This window comes from Corallococcus aberystwythensis, assembly GCF_003612165.1.
GTDB classification, from domain to species: Bacteria; Myxococcota; Myxococcia; order Myxococcales; family Myxococcaceae; genus Corallococcus; species Corallococcus aberystwythensis.
Genome location: NZ_RAWK01000223.1, coordinates 1 through 17,143, shown reverse-complemented (window position 1 = coordinate 17,143; position 17,143 = coordinate 1). Strand labels below are relative to the sequence as shown.

General features: G+C 67.3%; 13 protein-coding genes. 5 read left to right on the top strand and 8 right to left on the bottom strand.

What is annotated here, in order from left to right; translation table 11 throughout:
- Positions 1–153: 153 nt before the first annotated feature.
- The 3 genes from D7W81_RS30135 to D7W81_RS30125 all read right to left on the bottom strand — a co-directional run bounded on the left by D7W81_RS30135 (position 154) and on the right by D7W81_RS30125 (position 6,796).
- Complete coding sequence (locus D7W81_RS30135; RefSeq protein WP_120558850.1) at positions 154–1,029, bottom strand: hypothetical protein; 876 nt, start codon at positions 1,027–1,029, stop codon at positions 154–156.
- Positions 1,030–1,181: 152 nt separating this feature from the next.
- Positions 1,182–4,784 (bottom strand): tetratricopeptide repeat protein, encoded by a 3,603-nt coding sequence (locus tag D7W81_RS30130; RefSeq protein WP_147445670.1) that lies wholly within the window; start codon positions 4,782–4,784, stop codon positions 1,182–1,184.
- Positions 4,785–5,140: 356 nt separating this feature from the next.
- The gene (locus D7W81_RS30125; RefSeq protein ID WP_120558848.1) at positions 5,141–6,796 is read right to left on the bottom strand and encodes an amidase; all 1,656 of its coding nucleotides are present in this window, start codon (positions 6,794–6,796) and stop codon (positions 5,141–5,143) included.
- Positions 6,797–6,908: 112 nt separating this feature from the next.
- Here D7W81_RS30125 and D7W81_RS30120 point away from each other — a divergent pair, with 112 nt between their 5' ends.
- On the top strand, positions 6,909–7,799 hold the full coding sequence (locus tag D7W81_RS30120; protein WP_147445669.1) for a hypothetical protein: 891 nt from the start codon (positions 6,909–6,911) through the stop codon (positions 7,797–7,799).
- A 162-nt stretch (positions 7,800–7,961) separates the two neighbouring features.
- Here D7W81_RS30120 and D7W81_RS30115 read toward each other — a convergent pair whose 3' ends face one another.
- Positions 7,962–9,161: a DUF192 domain-containing protein gene (locus tag D7W81_RS30115; protein WP_120558846.1), complete on the bottom strand. Its 1,200-nt coding sequence runs from the start codon at positions 9,159–9,161 to the stop codon at positions 7,962–7,964.
- Between the two features lie 102 nt (positions 9,162–9,263).
- Between D7W81_RS30115 and D7W81_RS30110 the strand changes: the two genes are divergently transcribed.
- Positions 9,264–10,064, top strand: coding sequence for a VOC family protein (locus D7W81_RS30110; protein ID WP_120558845.1), 801 nt, complete (start codon positions 9,264–9,266; stop codon positions 10,062–10,064).
- A gap of 16 nt (positions 10,065–10,080) precedes the next feature.
- Positions 10,081–10,569, top strand: a complete 489-nt coding sequence (locus D7W81_RS30105; RefSeq protein ID WP_120558844.1) for a VOC family protein — start codon at positions 10,081–10,083, stop codon at positions 10,567–10,569.
- A 14-nt stretch (positions 10,570–10,583) separates the two neighbouring features.
- Here the strand turns inward: D7W81_RS30105 and D7W81_RS30100 are convergent, their stop codons facing one another.
- The 3 genes from D7W81_RS30100 to D7W81_RS30090 all read right to left on the bottom strand — a co-directional run bounded on the left by D7W81_RS30100 (position 10,584) and on the right by D7W81_RS30090 (position 14,622).
- Positions 10,584–11,633 (bottom strand): peptidoglycan-binding domain-containing protein, encoded by a 1,050-nt coding sequence (locus tag D7W81_RS30100; protein ID WP_158621724.1) that lies wholly within the window; start codon positions 11,631–11,633, stop codon positions 10,584–10,586.
- A 205-nt stretch (positions 11,634–11,838) separates the two neighbouring features.
- Positions 11,839–12,348, bottom strand: a complete 510-nt coding sequence (locus tag D7W81_RS30095; protein ID WP_147445668.1) for a hypothetical protein — start codon at positions 12,346–12,348, stop codon at positions 11,839–11,841.
- 258 nt (positions 12,349–12,606) lie between these two features.
- Complete coding sequence (locus D7W81_RS30090; RefSeq protein WP_244227521.1) at positions 12,607–14,622, bottom strand: right-handed parallel beta-helix repeat-containing protein; 2,016 nt, start codon at positions 14,620–14,622, stop codon at positions 12,607–12,609.
- 63 nt (positions 14,623–14,685) lie between these two features.
- Between D7W81_RS30090 and D7W81_RS30085 the strand changes: the two genes are divergently transcribed.
- A complete protein-coding gene (locus D7W81_RS30085; protein ID WP_147445667.1) occupies positions 14,686–15,189 on the top strand; it encodes a hypothetical protein in 504 nt (167 codons plus the stop codon).
- A gap of 84 nt (positions 15,190–15,273) precedes the next feature.
- Here the strand turns inward: D7W81_RS30085 and D7W81_RS30080 are convergent, their stop codons facing one another.
- Positions 15,274–15,879, bottom strand: coding sequence for a hypothetical protein (locus D7W81_RS30080; protein ID WP_147445666.1), 606 nt, complete (start codon positions 15,877–15,879; stop codon positions 15,274–15,276).
- A 280-nt stretch (positions 15,880–16,159) separates the two neighbouring features.
- On the opposite strand from D7W81_RS30080, the gene glsA reads away from it, so the two are divergent.
- The coding region (gene glsA, locus D7W81_RS30075; protein ID WP_120558839.1) for a glutaminase A at positions 16,160–17,143 on the top strand (984 nt) is incomplete at its 3' end.

The following is a 17,143-nucleotide window of genomic DNA, read 5'->3' as shown; positions in this document are numbered from 1 at the left end:
CCTGGGTGGTGGGGGTGATGGCGGCGGGATCGGTGAGCCCCCCGCTGTCACAGCCCGTCGCGGCGGCGGCGAGCGGAAGGAAGGTCAGGAATCGGATCAGCTGGGTTTTCATGGCGGTTCGTTCTTTCGGGTCGAAGGCGGTGGCGACAGCGGTCACTCGGGCAGCTTCTGCCCGTTGTCGGGGTCGCAGCCCCCCACGTAGAAGTAGCTGGAGGCGACCTTTCTCCCTGTGTTCTTGCGGTCGGTCCAGCCGCCGGCCTCGAACATCGCCACGCGCTGCGCCTTGGTTTCACCGAAGACGATGGACACCGGGCAGTCGTCGTTGTTCTTGCCGATGTCCCAGTCGTAGGCCTCGTCAATCCAGTTCTCGCCCACGCCGTCGCTCCGCGAGCTCGCCACGTAGCGCTTCACGTAGCGCTTCACGAAGTTGCCGCACGACGAGTCCCCGTGAAAGGCATTCCACATGCTGAAGCCGCTGGTGCTCGTCACGAGCGCCTGCCGGTACCCGCCCTGCTTCCAGACCTGGTAGTCGCCAGACTGGCAGGCCTTCACGACGGCGATGTTCAGCTTGCCGTTGCCCAGGTTCATGTGGATGTCCGTGATGGCTTCACACGAATCCGCGTTGCTTCCCATCACGAGCCAGCTGCGCAGGAACGACTCGTTGTGGCCGCCATGGGTGTGCACGTAGAGGACGTCCGCGTCGTCCACGCCCGCGTTGGCCTGGGTGTCCTTCGCGTTGGCCGCGGTCCCCTTCGAGGCGTCGGTCCAGAGGTCCGTGCGCGCGCTGGAGTTGTTGAGGGTGCGGACGTCCGTCCAGAGTCCGGAGTTCACCAGCGAGTTGAAGTAGCCCGCGAACTCCGCCGCCGTCTTCGTATGCACGGAGTGCGAGGAGGCATTGCACTGCCCGGCGCCTCCAAAGTCGGAGATGCCGTAGACATGGGTTTCGTTCGCCAGCGCCGCCGCGGGCAGCAGCAGGGCCCCCGCGAGCGCCGCGCCCGTCCACTGTTGCGTTTGCTTCCGGAGTCTCATGGTTCGTCCCTCCCCCGTCCGGGGGTGTTCGTGATGGCCTCGCGGCCGTGGGGAGCGCGCGGTGTCCGCCGTGCGTTCCCTGGCCTTGGCCCATCAACGAAACTCGGGATTAATTTCCCTCACCCCACCGGCTCAGGCCGTGACGCAGCGAGTCACTCCCCTCCGAGACTGAGGTATGCCGAGCTGTACCGTTGCTGATTGTCGGAAGGAGGGCGCTGAAGGATGTCGTGGAGCCTCGAAAGCATTCGAGCGATGTTCGTCACGCTCCTCGTGAACGCGCGAGGGTGCTTGTCCAAGGAGGGCCAGAGCGTGTCCGCGGCCTCTTCAATGACCTGCAGCGCCTCCTCTGCCTTTCCCATGACCTTCAACACGAGCCCCAGGGTGATGAGGTTCTCGGAGAGGCCGGGCTGGTAGCAATTCGGATCGCGCTGGGCCAACTCTCTTGCGAGCGCCACCGCCTCACGCGCCGCTGTCAGCGCCTCCTCGATCCTTCCCGCCGCACCCAACAGTCCACTCAAGTGATTGAGGCTCGTCGCGAGCATGTAATGAACATCATCCGTATTGCTCGCGGTCACACCTCTCAGGAGCGCCACCTTCTCATGCGCCAATTCCAGCGCCACCTGCTTCCTTCCCAGTTGGCTGGACAGGATGAGCAAGTGGTGGAGGCTGGCGGCGAGGTCAGGAAAGCGGATGTCCGGGTTGCTTCGCGCCAGTTCCCTCTGGATTTCGACCGCCTCGCGCAGCAACTCCCAGGCCTCTTCCCTGTTTCCTGCCTCGCTCACCTGGAAGCTCAGTTTGCAGAGGTGGGGGGCGAGGACGGGGTGGATGGCCTCTGGCTTGCTCCTCGCCAGCGCCCGGTAGACGTCAACGGCTTCACGCCTCGCCTCCAGCGCTTCCTTGCGAGCGTTCTCGAGTTTCGCCGCAAAGGACTCGCGAGTGGACCCGACAGTGAAATGGTTCCCCTCTGGCGTCAGGTGCCAGAGCGCCCGGTTCAGCCGGATCTCCACCAGCTCGCGCTTCGCCTCCAGCGCCTCGACCGTCCTTCCGCTCTCGCTTGATTGTTCACTCAGGCGGCGGAGGCTGGCGACGAAGCGGGGTTCGTCGTGGAACGTGTCGGCCCGCGCGAACATGCGATGGCATTCCACCGCCTCGCGGGCGGACTCCAGGGCCTCCTCGGCCTTCCCCACCTCCCTCAACCTCGTGGCCAGGACCTCGAGGGCGGCCGTGAACGCGGAGCGGTAGACACCCGGTTTCTCATGCGACAGCTCCCGCCAGAGATCCACCGCCTTGCGTGTGGCCTTCAGAGCGTCCTGCTTCTTCCCCTGGCGGTTCCGTTTCATGCCCAGGGATAGCAAGCGCTGGGCGCGGGAAGCCCGGGTCGCCTTCAGGTGCAGCTGCTGGAACTCCTCGCGGAGTGCCTTCGCTTCGTGCTTCGCATCGCGCGCGTCCTCGTGCCTTCCCAGTGCGCGCAACTGGCCTTCCATGAGTTCGAGGCTGCTGGCGAGCTCGCGCAGGGACGCACCCCGGTTGTGTTGAACCCGCGCCCTCCTGATTTCGACGGTCTCGCGCATCGCCGCCAGCCCCTGCTCAACCTTTCCCCCTTCGCACAATCTCACCCCCAGTTGTTCAAGGTGAGAAGTGAAGCCTTGACGGATGGCTCCCGGGGTTTGCCGCGCCAGCGGTATTGAAACCTCCACCGCCTCGCGCGCTCCTTCCAATGCCTCCTCGACTCTTCCCGCCTCGCGCAACCGGGCGCTCAAGTCGTCCGCGCACTGGATGAAGTCGAGGAGGAAGGCAGTCGCGTCGCTTCGCGCCAGCATCCCGTAGACCTCCGCGGCTTCGCGCTTCACCTCCAGCGCCTCCGGGTGCCTTCCCGCTTCCGCCAACCTGGCAGCCAGGTCAGCCAGGCAGCTGGCGCGCTCGCGGTGGAGGGCATCGGGGGTGCGCCGGGCCAGCGCGCGGTAGACCTCCGCCGCTTCGCGCTTCACCTCCAGCGCCGCCTCGTGATGCTCCAGCGCGCTCAGTTGAGAGCTCAGGTTGTCGAGGCTCGTGGCGAGTTGGGACAGGAAGGAGCCCGGGGTTTTCAGCTCCAGCACCCGGTAGACTTCGACGGCCTCGCGCGTCGCCGCCAGCGCCTCCTCGGTCCCCTCCGCGTCGCCCAATGCCGCGACCAGGGCATCGAGGCTGAGGGCGAGTGCGGGCAGGAAGGCAGCCGGATCATGCAGTGCCAGGGTCCGGTAGATTGCCGCCTCCTTGCGTCTCGCCTTCTTCGGGGTGATTCCCTCCGCACTCAACAGATTGCCCAGGGTGTCGAACAGACGTGCCTTCTTCGCTTGGACGGCGACGCCTTCCTCCGACGCCGGCAGCGCTTGCAGAAGCGTGTGAGACATCCAGAGGGCGACCCTGCGCAACATGGGCGTGGAGTCTGGGATGCCCAGGGGCTCCATCGCGATTGCCACCCGCGCGTCCCCCGCTTCCTCGAGCCGGTCCGTCAGGACACCGGCCAGCACGGAAAGTCCCGTGCCCGGTCCCACGGCGGCCGCGGCCTCCAATGCGAGCACGGCGCGAGACGCCAATGGCCGTGTGATGAGTTGGCTCAACCATTGCCGTGTCACTTCGGGCTGTGCCACGGACGCGCGGATGAGGAACCGCAGACCGTGTCTCACCACGGATTCCTCTTCTTCGGGAGGAAAGACCCGGAGGATCCAATCCTCGGGAGAACGTTCTTCCGGAGGGCCGGGAAAAGCCACACGGGCCAGCAGCTGTTCGCACAGGAACTCGGGTTCCAGCGCGGGGAGGAACGCGCTGAATCGCTGACCCGGCATCTGATACATCCGGTGGAGAAGGAGGAGGACCTGCTGCTCCTCGGCAGCGAGCGCGCGTCCTTGAAGTCGCTCGGCGACGAGGGTCGCGGTGGTCAGGTCCGGCAAGCCTCCACGAAGCGTGGCGGCGGCAATCAGCTGGCGAGCGAATGTGCGGAGGCCCGGAAGCGTCACCCCCTCCGCCGCCCAGAAGCGCTCCTCCAGGTCGAGCAGCGTGTACGTCAGGTTGACGGCCTTGGATTCCACGCCCTCCACCCCGCAGAGCGCGGCCAGGTGCAGACACAGCACCCGGTCGAAGCGCTCGTCCATGGGGAAGCTCAGTAACTGTTTGACCCAGGGCCTGGCGCGGACGCGGGCGAACGCCTCCGAGGCCGCTGCGAAAACCGACTCCCGCTCGGTCCTTCCCTGCGCAAGGGGAGGCAGTTCCTGGGGCGGCGTCAAGTCAAGCCATGCGCCCAGGGCGGCATCACTTCGCTGAAGGCCTTCCCACCAGTCCCCCGCGTTCCGGGCGAGGAGCAGGATGCGCATCGAGCTGGAGGCGTGAAGGGCTCGCAGGAGCTCCTCGCGCAGCCCTGCACGGTCCTCGGCGGAGTCGATGACCACGATCACCGGCTGGCCCAACGCCCCGAGCCGCTCGAGCCAATCACTCGGGGCGTCCTTGGCGAGGAGGCCCGCGGCCCACCCCTTCTCCCTCCGCTGGCGCATCCATTCGAGCGCGAGCCGTGTCTTGCCCATGCCCTCCTTCGCGTGGAGCAGACGCACCGCGATCGATGGCCCTTTCTCAGACCAGTCATCGAGTTCCGAGAGGAGGGCCGCTCGTCCCTGCGCGTGAAAGGGAATGACCGGGTGACGCGGGTTCAAGAGCGCCGAGGGAGGGGGATTCTGGGGCAGTTCCCCGAAGCCAGGCACCAGCAAGTCGTTTGTCGCGAGCATCGCTGCCTCTGTCATGAACCGTCCCCCCATGTCCGGACGCCTCCCAGAATACCCAACCGCGTGGGCCCGGACTACAGGGGACGCCCGCGGCACACCCGGACTGCGACTCCAATGCCAGTCGGAGGCAGAAGGCGGCTCGACTCCGAAGGGGACCGCATGGTGAGTTCGCCGGTGAGTTGAAGAAGGACATCACCGGCGAGGGCGAAGACACCATCGAACTCACCACCGTGAAGGCGAGTTCCTCCAGAAGGCTGCTCGTCAAGAAAGGCTTCGGCTTCATGTAGCGGCTGCGAAGCCGCGGCCCGGCGGGTCCCTTCAGGGGGCGTTGGCGTGCTCCTCCTCCGCCCTCCCCTCCCCTACGCGCCGCGCAGGTCCACGGTCCGGAGGAACGCGGGCTTGCGCCGCGCGTGCGAGGCCTGCTCGTAGGCGAAGGCGAGCTTGAGCAACACGGGCTCGCTCCAGGCGCGGCCGATGAACGACACCCCCACCGGCAGCCCGTGCACGTCGCCCGCGGGCACCGTGAGGGTCGGGTAGCCGGACACGGCGGCGGGCGTGGAGCTGCTGCCCAGCCAGTGGTCGCCCAGCACCAGGTCGATGGGGCCCGCCGGGGCCTGGGTCGGCGCCACCAACGCATCCAGCTTGTGCTGGTTCATCACCGCGTCCAGGCCCTCGGCGCGCGAGTACCGGCGGCACGCCGCGAGCGCTTTCTTGTAGGCGGCGTCGGTGAGTGGGCCCTTCTTCTGCGCCTGGAGCAGCAGTTCCTGGCCGAAGTAGGGCATCTCGCGCTCGCGGTTCTTCTCGTTGAAGGCGATGAGGTCCGCGAGCGTCCGCACGGGGGCGCCCTCGCCGAGCTGTGCGAACCAGGCCTCCAGGCCCGCCTTGAACTCATACAGCATCACCTCCAGCTCGGGCTCGTCGAGCTTCGCCATGTTGGGCAGCGTCACGGGGTCCACCAGCACGGCCCCTTGCGCCTTCATCAACTCGAGCGCGCGCTCCACGACCGCGTCCGTGGCCGGGTGGTAGCCGAAGAACCGCTCGCGCGGGACCCCGATGCGCGCACCCGCAAGGCCCTTGGGGTCGAGGAACTTCGTGTAGTCCGGGTGGGCGCGGCCCTTGCCCGCGGCGGTGGCGGCGTCGCGTGGGTCCTCGCCCGCGAGCACGCTCAGCAGCGCCGCGGCGTCCGCCACGGTGCGCGTCATGGGGCCCGCGGTGTCCTGGGTCGAGGAGATGGGGATGATGCCCGCGCGGCTGACGAGCCCCACCGTGGGCTTCAGGCCCACCAGCGCACACGCGGACGCGGGCGAGACGATGGAGCCATCCGTCTCCGTGCCCACCGACACGGCGCAGAAATTGGCCGCGGTGGCCGCGCCCGAGCCGGAGCTCGAACCGGAAGGGGTCCGGTCGAGTGCGTAGGGATTGCGGCACAGGCCGCCGCGTGCGCTCCAGCCGCTGGTCGAGTGCGTGGAGCGGAAGTTGGCCCACTCGCTGAGGTTCGTCTTGCCCAGGATGACGGCGCCGGCGGCGCGCAGCCGCTCCACGATGAAGGCGTCACGCGGGGGGACGGCGCCCACCAGCGCGAGCGAGCCCGCGGTGGTCTGCATCTTGTCCGCCGTGGCGATGTTGTCCTTGAGGAGCACGGGGATGCCGTGCAGCGGCCCGCGCGCGCCCTTCGCCTTGCGCTCGGCGTCCAGCGCGTCGGCCAGCGTGAGCGCGTCAGGGTTCAGTTCGATGACCGAGCACAGCGGCAGGTCCCCGGTGCGGTCGAGCGCACGGATGCGCGCGAGGTAGGCCTCCGTCAGACCGCGCGCGGTGTGCTTGCCGGACTCCAGGCCCGCTCTCAGGTCCGCGACCGTCGCCTCCTCGAGCGCGAAGGCCCCGGGCGCGGCGGACGGCGCGGCAGCGCGCGCATCACGAGCGGCCAGCGCCCCCGTCACGGCCGCCGCGGCCCCGAGGAGCGTGCGGCGGGAGAGGCCCGTCGGGGTCACATCGGAAGCAGCGGTCTTCTTCGTCATGGAGCAAGGCCTAGCTGAAGCGGGGCTGCCGTGACAAGGCTGGCACAATCCCATTCAGAGGCGGTGTCACTGGCGTGTGATACACGGAATGCCTCACCTGGAGACTCCCCACATGCGTCTACGCGCCCTTGCCTTGACCTGCTTCGCCGCGCTCGCGGCCTGTGACAACACCCCCATCGAATCCGAGTCCACGGAGGAGCTGGGCGTCAGCACCGCCGCGGAGACGGCGACCCGCCTCTATGCGACGGTGGGCGACAACGAACTGAGCTTCGAGACGCTCGGCACCTTCGAGCAGCGTGACGGCGTCCGCGCGCTCGTCATCCGCGCCACCGCGAACCGCTACCTCGCGGACGTCCTCAGCTTCGTCCCCGATGACGCCTTCGGCGACGCGAACATCATCAGCGAGCGCCGGTTCGAGATCGTCCTGCACGAAGGCCATGAGCTCAACACGATGCTCTCGGGCCTGCCGCTCTTCGTCAAGGTCACCACCAACACGGGAACGCCGCGCTCGTACACCGCGCGCATCGTGGTGGCCCCGCGCTTCTTCGACTTCCGCGGCTCCTCGGGCATCTGGATCGACGAGGCGGTCACCCCCCGCTACGTCGTCCAGGGCAATGACAACCTCCTCTACCGGGGCCACGCCTCGGTCTCCGGGTACACCGACTGGCTCACCGTCACGGCGCCCGACGGCATCCCGTCCGTCTACGGCCGGCCCAACTACAAGCTCGACTGGACGTACACGAAGCTGCACGAGGCCATCGACCCGCACACGGTCCCGCTCAACTTCAGCGCGGGCGGCGACAACGGCGCGACGATGCAGAAGACCGCCCGGCTCGTGGCGCGCGTGACGGAGTTCGCGCTCACCGACGGCGACGCCTACGACGTCTGGCCCAGCCTGCCCTGCGACCCCGTCGTCTCCGCCTGCTACCACTCGCGGCCCGCGGGCACGACGGACTTCAGCCAGTGCGGCACCTACCGCCAGGTCCTGCGCTGCACGTACTGAGTTCGCCGGCCGAGGCTCGGGACGCGGCCTCCCCTCCCGCTCACAAGGGCGGGGGGTGAACAGCCGCGTCCCGGCTCAACCGCACGGGGAAATGCAGGGGCATGACGAAAGCCCCTTCCACCCCGTAGCGGGACCCGGTGGTGCCAGCGATGTGAAGCCGGCTCAATCGCGCGTCAGTCCAGTCCTCCCACCATCGATGGCGCTAGAAGTTGCTGGAGCGCCGGGAGCTGTCGCAGGGGGACGCCCACTCGGAGACGAAGCGGTCTGGATGGACTGCTCGAAGGCCAGCCGCGCGAGCCTCTCGACAAATTCCTCGCTTCCATAAACAACACTGCGACCATCGCTGTCTTTGTCGGGGTCGCGAAAGTACGCGACGTGCATCCACTCATGGACCAGGGTGGTGGTGAGCGCGGAGACAGAGGCTCGCTCGATCCACCTGCCGATGAGTGCGATGGGACTTGCGTGCAGGCTCGTCACCGCGTGTGTGCCGTAAAAACGCGACTTGACGGCCTCCCACCACCATGTCGCGGGTTGCACCTGGAACGACTGTGCCCTTTCCTGGGCTCCGCGCATCAGGGCCTCGTAGACCTCCGCGCCTGACCATTCGCGTGGGCTATCGTGCGTGGACCATGCCTCAATGGGAATGCCTGGAGCAGGGGTCGCATCCGTGAAGGACTGTGCGAGCATTTCCTGCTCGAAGCGGGCCGAGGTTGCGACGCACAAGGCCAGCTTCAGCGCACACTCACTCTTGTCGCGGCGCCAGCCGCTGAATTCCGCTATCTCGGCCTTGATTTGCGTTGCCCGTGGACTGCGCGGCAAAGGGCATTGCCATTTCGGGCTCCGGACTTGCTCGCAGGCCTGCTGCGGAGCCGTATCGAGAGCGAAGGCCTGGACTGTTTCTGTTTGCATGAGTCTCGCCATCGTTCCGGGTGCGACCTCGAGCACATACTTCGCCTGGTACCCCCCACGGATGTCCGAACGCCCGGGAGGTGCATCACGCCAGGCGAGCACCTTCAGGTTTGCATCGAGGAAGGCAATCTCGATGGGTTGGGTCATCCCCAGGGTGTGGAAGGCCCAGTCACTGGCTGAAGGCATGTCGAAGATCGCGCCTTCGTTTGCAGACAGCGTGCACGCATGCAGCAGGCCCTCCTTGCGTTGCGCCGAGGAGCGCAAGACCGCCACCTGGAAGGTCTGTCCCGCCATGACCAGGGTGTCGAGCGAGCCCAACTGGTCTATCTTCCGGCAAGGTGGTGCCTCGGCAACGCCGTCCGGGTGTTGCCTGGACGCGCAGCCCACGAGAGCAATCGCGGTGAGTACCACCCAACAACGCATCCTCTTCGGGTAGAGGCTGACTGTCTTCATGACACCCCCCTTGGCTGGTGCTGCGACTGGCGACTATAGGCGGAATGGAGGCCCCAGCTTAAACCGCTGCCTCAAACCGCTGTTCCCCAAGGGAGTGACCCCATGAGCACAGGACGCTTCATCTGGTACGAATTGATGACCCTCGACCCCGACGCCGCCGCCAGGTTCTATGGCGCCGTCGTCGGATGGAAGATCCCCGCTCAGGCGGCGCCCCTGCCGAACGGACAGGACTACCGTATGATCATGCGCGGCGATGGCGGCTCCGCCGGCGGCGTGCTGCGCCTTTCGCAGGACATGCTGAAGCACGGCGCACAGCCTTGCTGGCTCGGCTACCTGCACGTGGCCGATGTCGATGCGGCCCTCCAGGCCATGGTGGCCGATGGCGCCCGGGTGCTGCTGCCTCGCATGGACCTGCCCGTCGGCACCATCGCGATGGTCGCCGACCCGATGGGCACTCCCTTCTATGTGATGGCGCCGATTCCACCGCCCGGTAAGCCCGAGGCGAAGAGCGACGTCTTCGACATGAAGGAGCCGCAGCGCATCCGCTGGAACGAGCTGGGCAGTCCCGATCTCGCGCGCGCCAAGGCGTTCTACGCGAAGCACTTCCACTTCCAATTCAACGACGTGATGCCCATGGGCCCGATGGGCGACTACTGCTTCATCGACCACGACGGCGTTCGGCTCGGCGCCATCATGCAGCAGCCCGCATCGAGCCCCGGCCCCACCGGCACCTGGCTGTTCTACTTCGGCGTACCCTCGGTCGCCGAGGCGCAGCGCGCCATCGTTGCCAATGGCGGCAAGGTGCTCGAAGGTCCGCACGAGGTGCCCGGCGGCGACTGGATTGTCGTCGCGACGGACCCCGCGGGCGCCGCGTTTGGTATCGTGGGACGCAAGGGCGAATGACGCAAGGAGCGCAATCATGACGACCTCCGTGAACAAGACCCTCATCTGCCTCTGGTACGAACGCGACGCCGAAGAAGCGGCGGCGTTCTACGCCCGCACCTTCCCTGGCAGCTCCGTCGGTGCCACGCACCGCGCACCGGGCGACTACCCGGATGGCAAGGAAGGCGATGCCCTCACGGTGGAGTTCACCGTGCTGGGCATTCCGTGCATCGGCCTCAATGGCGGCCCGGCCTTCAAGCACACCGAAGCCTTCTCATTCCAGATCAGCACCCGGGATCAGGAAGAGACGGACCGCTACTGGAATGCCATTGTCGGCAACGGCGGTCAGGAGAGCCGGTGCGGGTGGTGCAAGGACAAATGGGGGATCTCCTGGCAGATCACCCCTGCCGCCCTGACGGACGGCATGAGCGATCCGGATCCGGCCGCGCGCAAGCGGGTGTTCGCCGCGATGATGGAGATGAAGAAGATCGACATCGCGGCGATCCATGCCGCGCGCAAGGGTTGAGCCCGGGCCGCGCTTCAGTCCTTGTCCTTCCCCTTCGGGCGGCTCACGGTGAACATGACGATGTTGTGATCCGAGCCGCCGGTCGGGCCGGCCCTCACGTTCGAGACCTGGCACCCGTAGGACATCGCGTAGTCGATCTTTCCGTGGCCGTGGGACTCGACGCCGCCATGGGTGGCCATGCCCGCCTGCTGGGCAATCCAGCCGGGCGACCACTTCCCCTTCGTCGACGCCGGCTCGTTCCAGTCACCGCCGATGAGCAGGCCCTCGTCAGGGTTCTTCTCGATCTTCCGCTGCGCGAAGCCGAGCAGCTTCTCGGAGAGCGACTTGTAGGTGCTCACCCGGTTCTTCGGCCCGACGGGCTCACCGCCCTTCCAGTCGACCGAGGGCGGCTGGTGGGCGGAGACCACCTGCAGCCAGCCCGCGAGCTTGACCGCGGTGGCCGCCCGCGGAGGGGCGTGGCCGCCGCGCACGGTGGTCCAGCCGCCGCCCTCGCCCTGGATGGATGTCTTCTGCCCCTGGAGCAGGCTGTCCTTGACGAGGATGCCCGTCTCGCCATGGTCCTTGGCTCCAGGGAAGGTCACCAGGTGGTAGCCGGGGATCTTCTCCAGGGCCTTGTGGTAGCCGTTGATCTCCTGGAGCTGGACGAAGTCGAGTTTGTTCTTCTTGGCGAAGTCGCCCAGCCACTTCTGCACGTCCTTGGGATTGCGGTCGCGCTCGACGTTGTAGGTGGCGCCCTTGAGCTTCGACGGGGTCTTGTCCTTGCTGTCGCTGCCGCCGGCCGCGCTGGCCTGGGCGGTGGTGGCGCCTTCGGTGCTGGGGGTCGAGGTGGCGCTGACGCGCTTCAGCGACTGGGCCATCCGCTCGCCGACGCCCCCCTCCGGCTTCCCGTCCCAGCCGTTGTCGCGCTTGTAGGCGACCACCGCCTTGGCGGTCTTGGCGTCGAAGCGGTCATCGGCGGCACCCTTGAGGTAACCCTCCGACTTCAGGCGCTCTTCGACCTTCTGAACGCGGTTGCCAGTGGAGCCGACGTGGAGGTGGGGGCGGGAGTGGGCGTTGGTTCGCATGGTTTTCTCGATTCTCGCCCGCTGAGAACGAGAGTTTCCTCGGTGCGCGCTGGAGCAGCCGATTTGCCGCACCGCGTCGCTGCCCGTTCGCCTCGCTCGTAAAGTTCCCGTGACGTGAATCGACATGAAAACGCCCCCCACGGTTGGACGTGGAGGGCGTTCGCTTGCGGATCACTGGCTGGACATCAAATCAATTCGTCAGCGCTCACCAGCTCCCGTCGTAGCCAACGCCGGTCCTGAGGGTCAGATAGGTTTCATCGCAGCGATGGTCAATGTTGCCATTCGCATCGTAATCGCACTCATAGGTGCCACTTCCGATGTAATAGCTGTGACCGCCAGCCGGCAGGTTGGTGCTGAGGTTGCTCCCCATCTGGGTGTTGTACTTGTAGTTGGCGAACGTGGAGCGGTAGTTCAGCTGGATGGAGGAGCCCAGATTGACGGGGATGGAGCGAGCGCGGTCGGCCCAGAAGGTGACGTAGTAGGCCGTCTCCACGTGGACATAGAAAGTGTCCTCATACCGCGCGGTTTCGACCGCCTCCAGGGTGACGAAGGGCGTCGTGGTCAGCTCCTGCGTGCGGGCGCCCTCCGGGCTCTGGGCGTTGGCTTGGACCGCAGTCACCTCGGGCTGCTGCTCACCGGGGACATCGATCTCCGGCTGGCAGGCGAACATCAGGGGGAGCAGCGCGAGCGTTGCGGCAAGGAAGGTATTTTTCATGGGGTCAGGGTGAGGCGTTGGGGGGACATGCATGGCCAGCCGAGAGTGGACTTCATGGGGGCTGGCCGGCACGCCATTTAAGAACCCTTGAGGGGGCAAACAATGCAGAAAAACCTGCGAATTCAGCAATAAGAGAGCCCAGGCGCGTGAGGATGAAATTTGGCACCCTGGCAGTAATGGCAATCGTCACAACATTGTATCGCAATGGTTTCCAGACGGGATGAACCGCGGGGCCATCACGTCCGGGTCCTCGCGAAGTCAGCGTGGGCCGTAGAGGGGAAGGTCCTCGCCCGCTTCGAAGGCCCCCAGGTCTGGCGCCAGTCCGGCGAAGCCGTCGTTGATGTTCGCCAGGGGCTGGCCGGCGTTCGCCGCGGCTGAATCCGCGCGGATGCGCAGGTCCGGCTTCGCGTAGAGCGTCAGCGGCGCGGCGGGGTACGCCACCGCGGTGGAGAACGCCGTGAGGTCCACCTGCACCGCGTGCGCTTCGGTCGTGCTGGTGCGCAGGGCCTGGAGGCTGCTGAACGAGGTGCCGCCCAGGCGGCCCGTGATGGCGTCCGTGGTGGAGCCCACCCCGTCATGGTCCAGACTGGAGCCGGCGGCCACCAGGTCGGGGACGTGCAACACCCGTCCCGTGCCGCTGCTGTACCCGTTGAAGGTGCCGCCCGCGCCCCCCAGGAAGAGGTTGTTGCGAGCGTAGAGCCCCGCCACCGGCCGCCCCGCGTAGATGCCGAACGCGTCGCCGTTCTTCACCACCGTGTTGTGCAACAGCACGTCCCCGGTGCTGCCCCGGTAGAGTTTGAAGGCCACGTGGACCGCGTTGTAGATGGCATTGCGGACGAAGTACGTGGGACCGCCCAGGCCCGGCTGGGATGACACCGCGATGAAGTTGTTGGTCAGCCGGTTGCGGACGATGCGGCAGTTGTGGAAGCAGAAGTCCGCCTCGATGCCGTCGTCCGCGTTGCCGCTCAAGTCATTGTTCAGGATGTCGATGCTGAACTGGTCGGAGGCCTCATCGTCCTCCAGCAGGGAGATGCCATCCCGGAATCCCGTCACGCGGTTGTGCAGGATGACGTGGCCCGGGCCTGTCACCAAGATGCCCTCGCCCAGGTTGTCCCCGCTGGCGCCAAGCGAGGCCTCCGCCCACTGTGTCAGGCCGGTCACCACGTTGTCCGCGATGTATGCATTCTCCGCGCGGGCATAGGTCACGATGGCATCGCCGCCGTAGGCGTTGCTGGCGTTGACCGTGCAGCGCTGGATGACAACGTGCTTCGAACCGTTGAAGCGGATGCGGCCGTTGACGGTGAGCCCCTCCAGATGGACCCAGGCCTGGGTGAAGAGGTTGATGGCGCCGTTGATCACCACCCCGGAAGCGCCCCGGAGGACGATGGGCTTTCCTTCGGTGCCGCTCCGGGACCAATCAAAGCCACTGTAGGTGCCCGCGCCCAACAGGAGGATGTCCCCCGGCTGCGCGCTCGCGGCGACGCTGGCGAACGTGGCGGGCGTCACCGCCTTGATGGGGGCATTCGCCATGGGGGCTGGCACCGGGCGGGTGGTCGCGGTCACGGTGCGCGTGGTCGTCCCTCCGTCGGGGTCCGTGAGGGTGAGCTCCAACTCGTAGGACGTCCCAGGCTGGAGGTCGAACACGCTACCGGAGTGACGGGCCGTCCAACTGAAGCCCTCGTTGCTGCCCGCTGGAACGGGGCGCAGCGGCAACGCTTCGCGCCAGGGGGTGGTGCCCGAGGGACGGTAGCGGACCGTCACCACGCCATTGGCATTGGCATCCCCGCTGAAAGCCCACTCCACCGTCAGGTGGTGCAGCGTGGGAAAGGGGAGGCTCGTCGCGCCCGCCACCGTGGCGTTGGCACCGCCGCCCCCTCTGCTGGAAGGGGTGGTGGCGCGAGCGATGGAGGAGGCCGCGCTGGTGTTGCCCGCCGCGTCGGTGGCCAGCACCCGGTAGCCGAAGGCGGTGCTGGCGGGGAGGCCTGTGTCCTCGAACGGGGGCGAGGCCGCGGTGCCCGCCAGCGCGAAGTCCAGGCAGCCCGCGCCCTGGCACCGCTCGATGCGATAGCCCGTCACCCTCACGTTGTCGATGCTGGGCGTCCAGATGAGGGAAAGCTGTGACTCCGACACGGGGCTGGCGAGCGGTGCCCCGGGGACCGAGGGCGCCTGGGCGTCGGCGGTGTCCCCTCCTCCGTCATCCGGGTTGCCCTCATTGCAGGCAACACACGACAGCAACCCCAAAGCAAAGGCCCAGCGCCAGGAGGAACGGCTCATATGCGCTCACACTCGTTCTTCGGTGAAGGTTTGCCTTCGGCGAATCCTCGCGCGGAGTGGTACATGAACCGCATGCACCCGCTCCGAGAATTCGCCCAGGTCTACGTGGCGGAAGCGTTCATCGGCTTCCTCTTTGATCACGACATCCTGGGGTTCGACTGGGTTGGCGACAAGGACCCGGAAGAGATGCGCGCGGAGGAGCTACCCCCCGCGGCCGTGTCCATCGACAGGCTCCAGGATGCGGTGGGTGACTTCTGGAATGCGTCGGGGGGACGGCTGCTCTTCTATGCCTACAAGAGCCTGGACGAGAGTGCGCGGACGCCCGAGCTCCGGAAGTACGCCTACGCCGAAGCGCAGTGGGAGGTCTCCAGGACCGTTCATGCGCTCTGCCAGACCGGCAGGGTCTATCAGCCTCGCGGACTCCCCAAGGGGGAGGTCGTCCTCTTCACAGGGAGCGCGCGGAAGGTCCTCGCGAGCAACCCCCATCAGCTGGACTCCGAGGCGTTGGCGCACACGACGGACGACGAGTACCTCGCCTTCCAGGAAGAGGCGGACCGCGAGCCGTGAGTTTCGTGTTGGGTGGGCTTCGCGCCCCTGACCTGAGGCATCCCCTCCTCTGAAGGTGTCCGGACAGCCGTGGAGCGTTCGCGCTCAGCGCGGGCCCATGGCTTCGCCCGTTTCGACGCCCATCTCCGGGCAGGCCCCGGGAAGGACCTCGTCCTTGACCGGACGGAACGTGCCCCGGTCGAGGACGAAGTCCCGCAGGATGCAGGCCTCGGCCTCGCTCTCGTAGCCGCTACTCCAGATGGCTCGCATCCACCGGCTGTCCGGGCGGAAGGCCAGCTGAAGCTGCCGGTAGTCTTCACCACCGGCCGGCAGGGGCATGACGTGGCCGGTCTTCGCGTCGATGACGAAGCCGAAGATGCACTCGGTGCCACAGCCGCTGATCATCACCGCGTACCGGCCGCCGAACTCCACCCCCCTGGCGGCCGCCTCACGGAGGCGAGTGCGGTACATCTTCACCTCCGCGTCGCCCCTGCCCAGGGCGGGCTTCGCGAGCGGCCCGGTGTAGACCTGCGCGGGATGCGCCTGGAAGGCAGCAGGTGGGAGGACCGCAGCCGGCGAATCGGAGTCCCCGGCCTCCTCGGCGACTGGCGACAAGACCATCGCCGCCGCCGCGGTGGGCACGGGCGGAGGGGGCGCGGCCTTCTCACCGCATGCGGCCAATGACAGCAGGACCATGATGCTGGGATTCATGGACATGCCATCGAGCATAGCCCCCGGCGGGCCCAGCCTCCCCACCGAAGCAATAAGACGTCGCTTCCCTGACGCGGATGCCAGCCGAGGGTCCCACCACCCGCGTCGGGAACCCGCCCCACGGTCGCAGGCGCTGTGCTGCACCGGCCCCGATGATTGGACAGACGTGCGTGTCCAGGCCCGTGTGGGTGTGTGACATTGACATTCATTGAGGCGCGACGAACCTTCCAGGCCGGCAGTGCCGCTTCTCCCTGCTCCACGAACCCGAGGGCCGTCACGCATGGACACGACAGGCGAGCCCCCCTTCATCTCCACCGGGCAGCTCCCCACCGCGGAGCGGGTCCGGGCGCTGGTGGACGAGGCCTACCACCGCCACCAGGGGAACACGGAGGGACAGTGCTCCCAGGTCTACCCTGCCCTGGCGCGGGCGGATCCCCGGCTCTTCGGCGCGTGTGTGGTGGGCATCAACGGCAGCAGCCATGGGGCCGGGGACGTGGACCATCCCTTCTCCATCATGAGCGTCTCCAAGCCGTTCCTCTTCGCCCTCGTCTGTCAGGCCCTGGGGCCCGAAGTGGCCCGGCGCAAGCTGGGGGTCAATGGCACCGGCCTGCCGTTCAACTCGGCCATGGCGATTGACCAGAGCCCGGACGGACGCACGAACCCCATGGTGAATTCGGGAGCGCTGGCCACCACGAGCCTCGTTCCAGGCAGCAGCCCCGAGGCCCGGTGGCGGTTCATCCAGGAGGGGTTGTCACGCTTCGCCGGACGTCCGCTCGCGCTCGACGAAGAGGTGTATGCCTCCGCGCGGCAGACGCACCAGCGCAACCAGGGGCTCGCCTTCCTGTTGCACGGCCTGGGCCGCCTGGAGGCGGATCCGCTCCTGACAACGGAGCTCTACACCCGCCAGTGTTCCCTGGCCGTGACCGCCAGGGAGCTCGCCGTGATGGGGGCGACCCTGGCGGACGGAGGCGTCAACCCGCTCACCGGGATCCGCGTCGTCGACGAGGAGGTCTGTCATCACGCGCTCGCGGTGATGGCCACGGCGGGGATGTATGAAACCTCCGGGGACTGGCTCTACGACGTGGGGGTGCCGGGCAAGAGTGGCATTGGCGGCGGCATCGTCGCCGTCGCGCCGGGCAAGGGCGGGTTGGGCACCTTCGCCCCGCTGCTCGACGCAGCGGGGAACAGCGTCAAGGGTCAGCTCGTCGCGCGGTTCCTGGCTCCACGGCTTGGCTTGAGCCTGTTCATGTCGCGCCCCAACCCC

What these genes read in the sequence shown, in the direction of transcription:
- D7W81_RS30135 (WP_120558850.1), bottom strand. Translation starts at nt 1,029, where the DNA reads ATGAGACTCCGGAAGCAAACGCAACAGTGGACGGGCGCGGCGCTCGCG.
- D7W81_RS30130 (WP_147445670.1), bottom strand. Translation starts at nt 4,784, where the DNA reads ATGCTCGCGACAAACGACTTGCTGGTGCCTGGCTTCGGGGAACTGCCC.
- D7W81_RS30125 (WP_120558848.1), bottom strand. Translation starts at nt 6,796, where the DNA reads ATGACGAAGAAGACCGCTGCTTCCGATGTGACCCCGACGGGCCTCTCC.
- D7W81_RS30120 (WP_147445669.1), top strand. Translation starts at nt 6,909, where the DNA reads ATGCGTCTACGCGCCCTTGCCTTGACCTGCTTCGCCGCGCTCGCGGCC.
- D7W81_RS30115 (WP_120558846.1), bottom strand. Translation starts at nt 9,161, where the DNA reads ATGAAGACAGTCAGCCTCTACCCGAAGAGGATGCGTTGTTGGGTGGTA.
- D7W81_RS30110 (WP_120558845.1), top strand. Translation starts at nt 9,264, where the DNA reads ATGAGCACAGGACGCTTCATCTGGTACGAATTGATGACCCTCGACCCC.
- D7W81_RS30105 (WP_120558844.1), top strand. Translation starts at nt 10,081, where the DNA reads ATGACGACCTCCGTGAACAAGACCCTCATCTGCCTCTGGTACGAACGC.
- D7W81_RS30100 (WP_158621724.1), bottom strand. Translation starts at nt 11,633, where the DNA reads ATGCGAACCAACGCCCACTCCCGCCCCCACCTCCACGTCGGCTCCACT.
- D7W81_RS30095 (WP_147445668.1), bottom strand. Translation starts at nt 12,348, where the DNA reads ATGAAAAATACCTTCCTTGCCGCAACGCTCGCGCTGCTCCCCCTGATG.
- D7W81_RS30090 (WP_244227521.1), bottom strand. Translation starts at nt 14,622, where the DNA reads ATGAGCCGTTCCTCCTGGCGCTGGGCCTTTGCTTTGGGGTTGCTGTCG.
- D7W81_RS30085 (WP_147445667.1), top strand. Translation starts at nt 14,686, where the DNA reads ATGAACCGCATGCACCCGCTCCGAGAATTCGCCCAGGTCTACGTGGCG.
- D7W81_RS30080 (WP_147445666.1), bottom strand. Translation starts at nt 15,879, where the DNA reads ATGAATCCCAGCATCATGGTCCTGCTGTCATTGGCCGCATGCGGTGAG.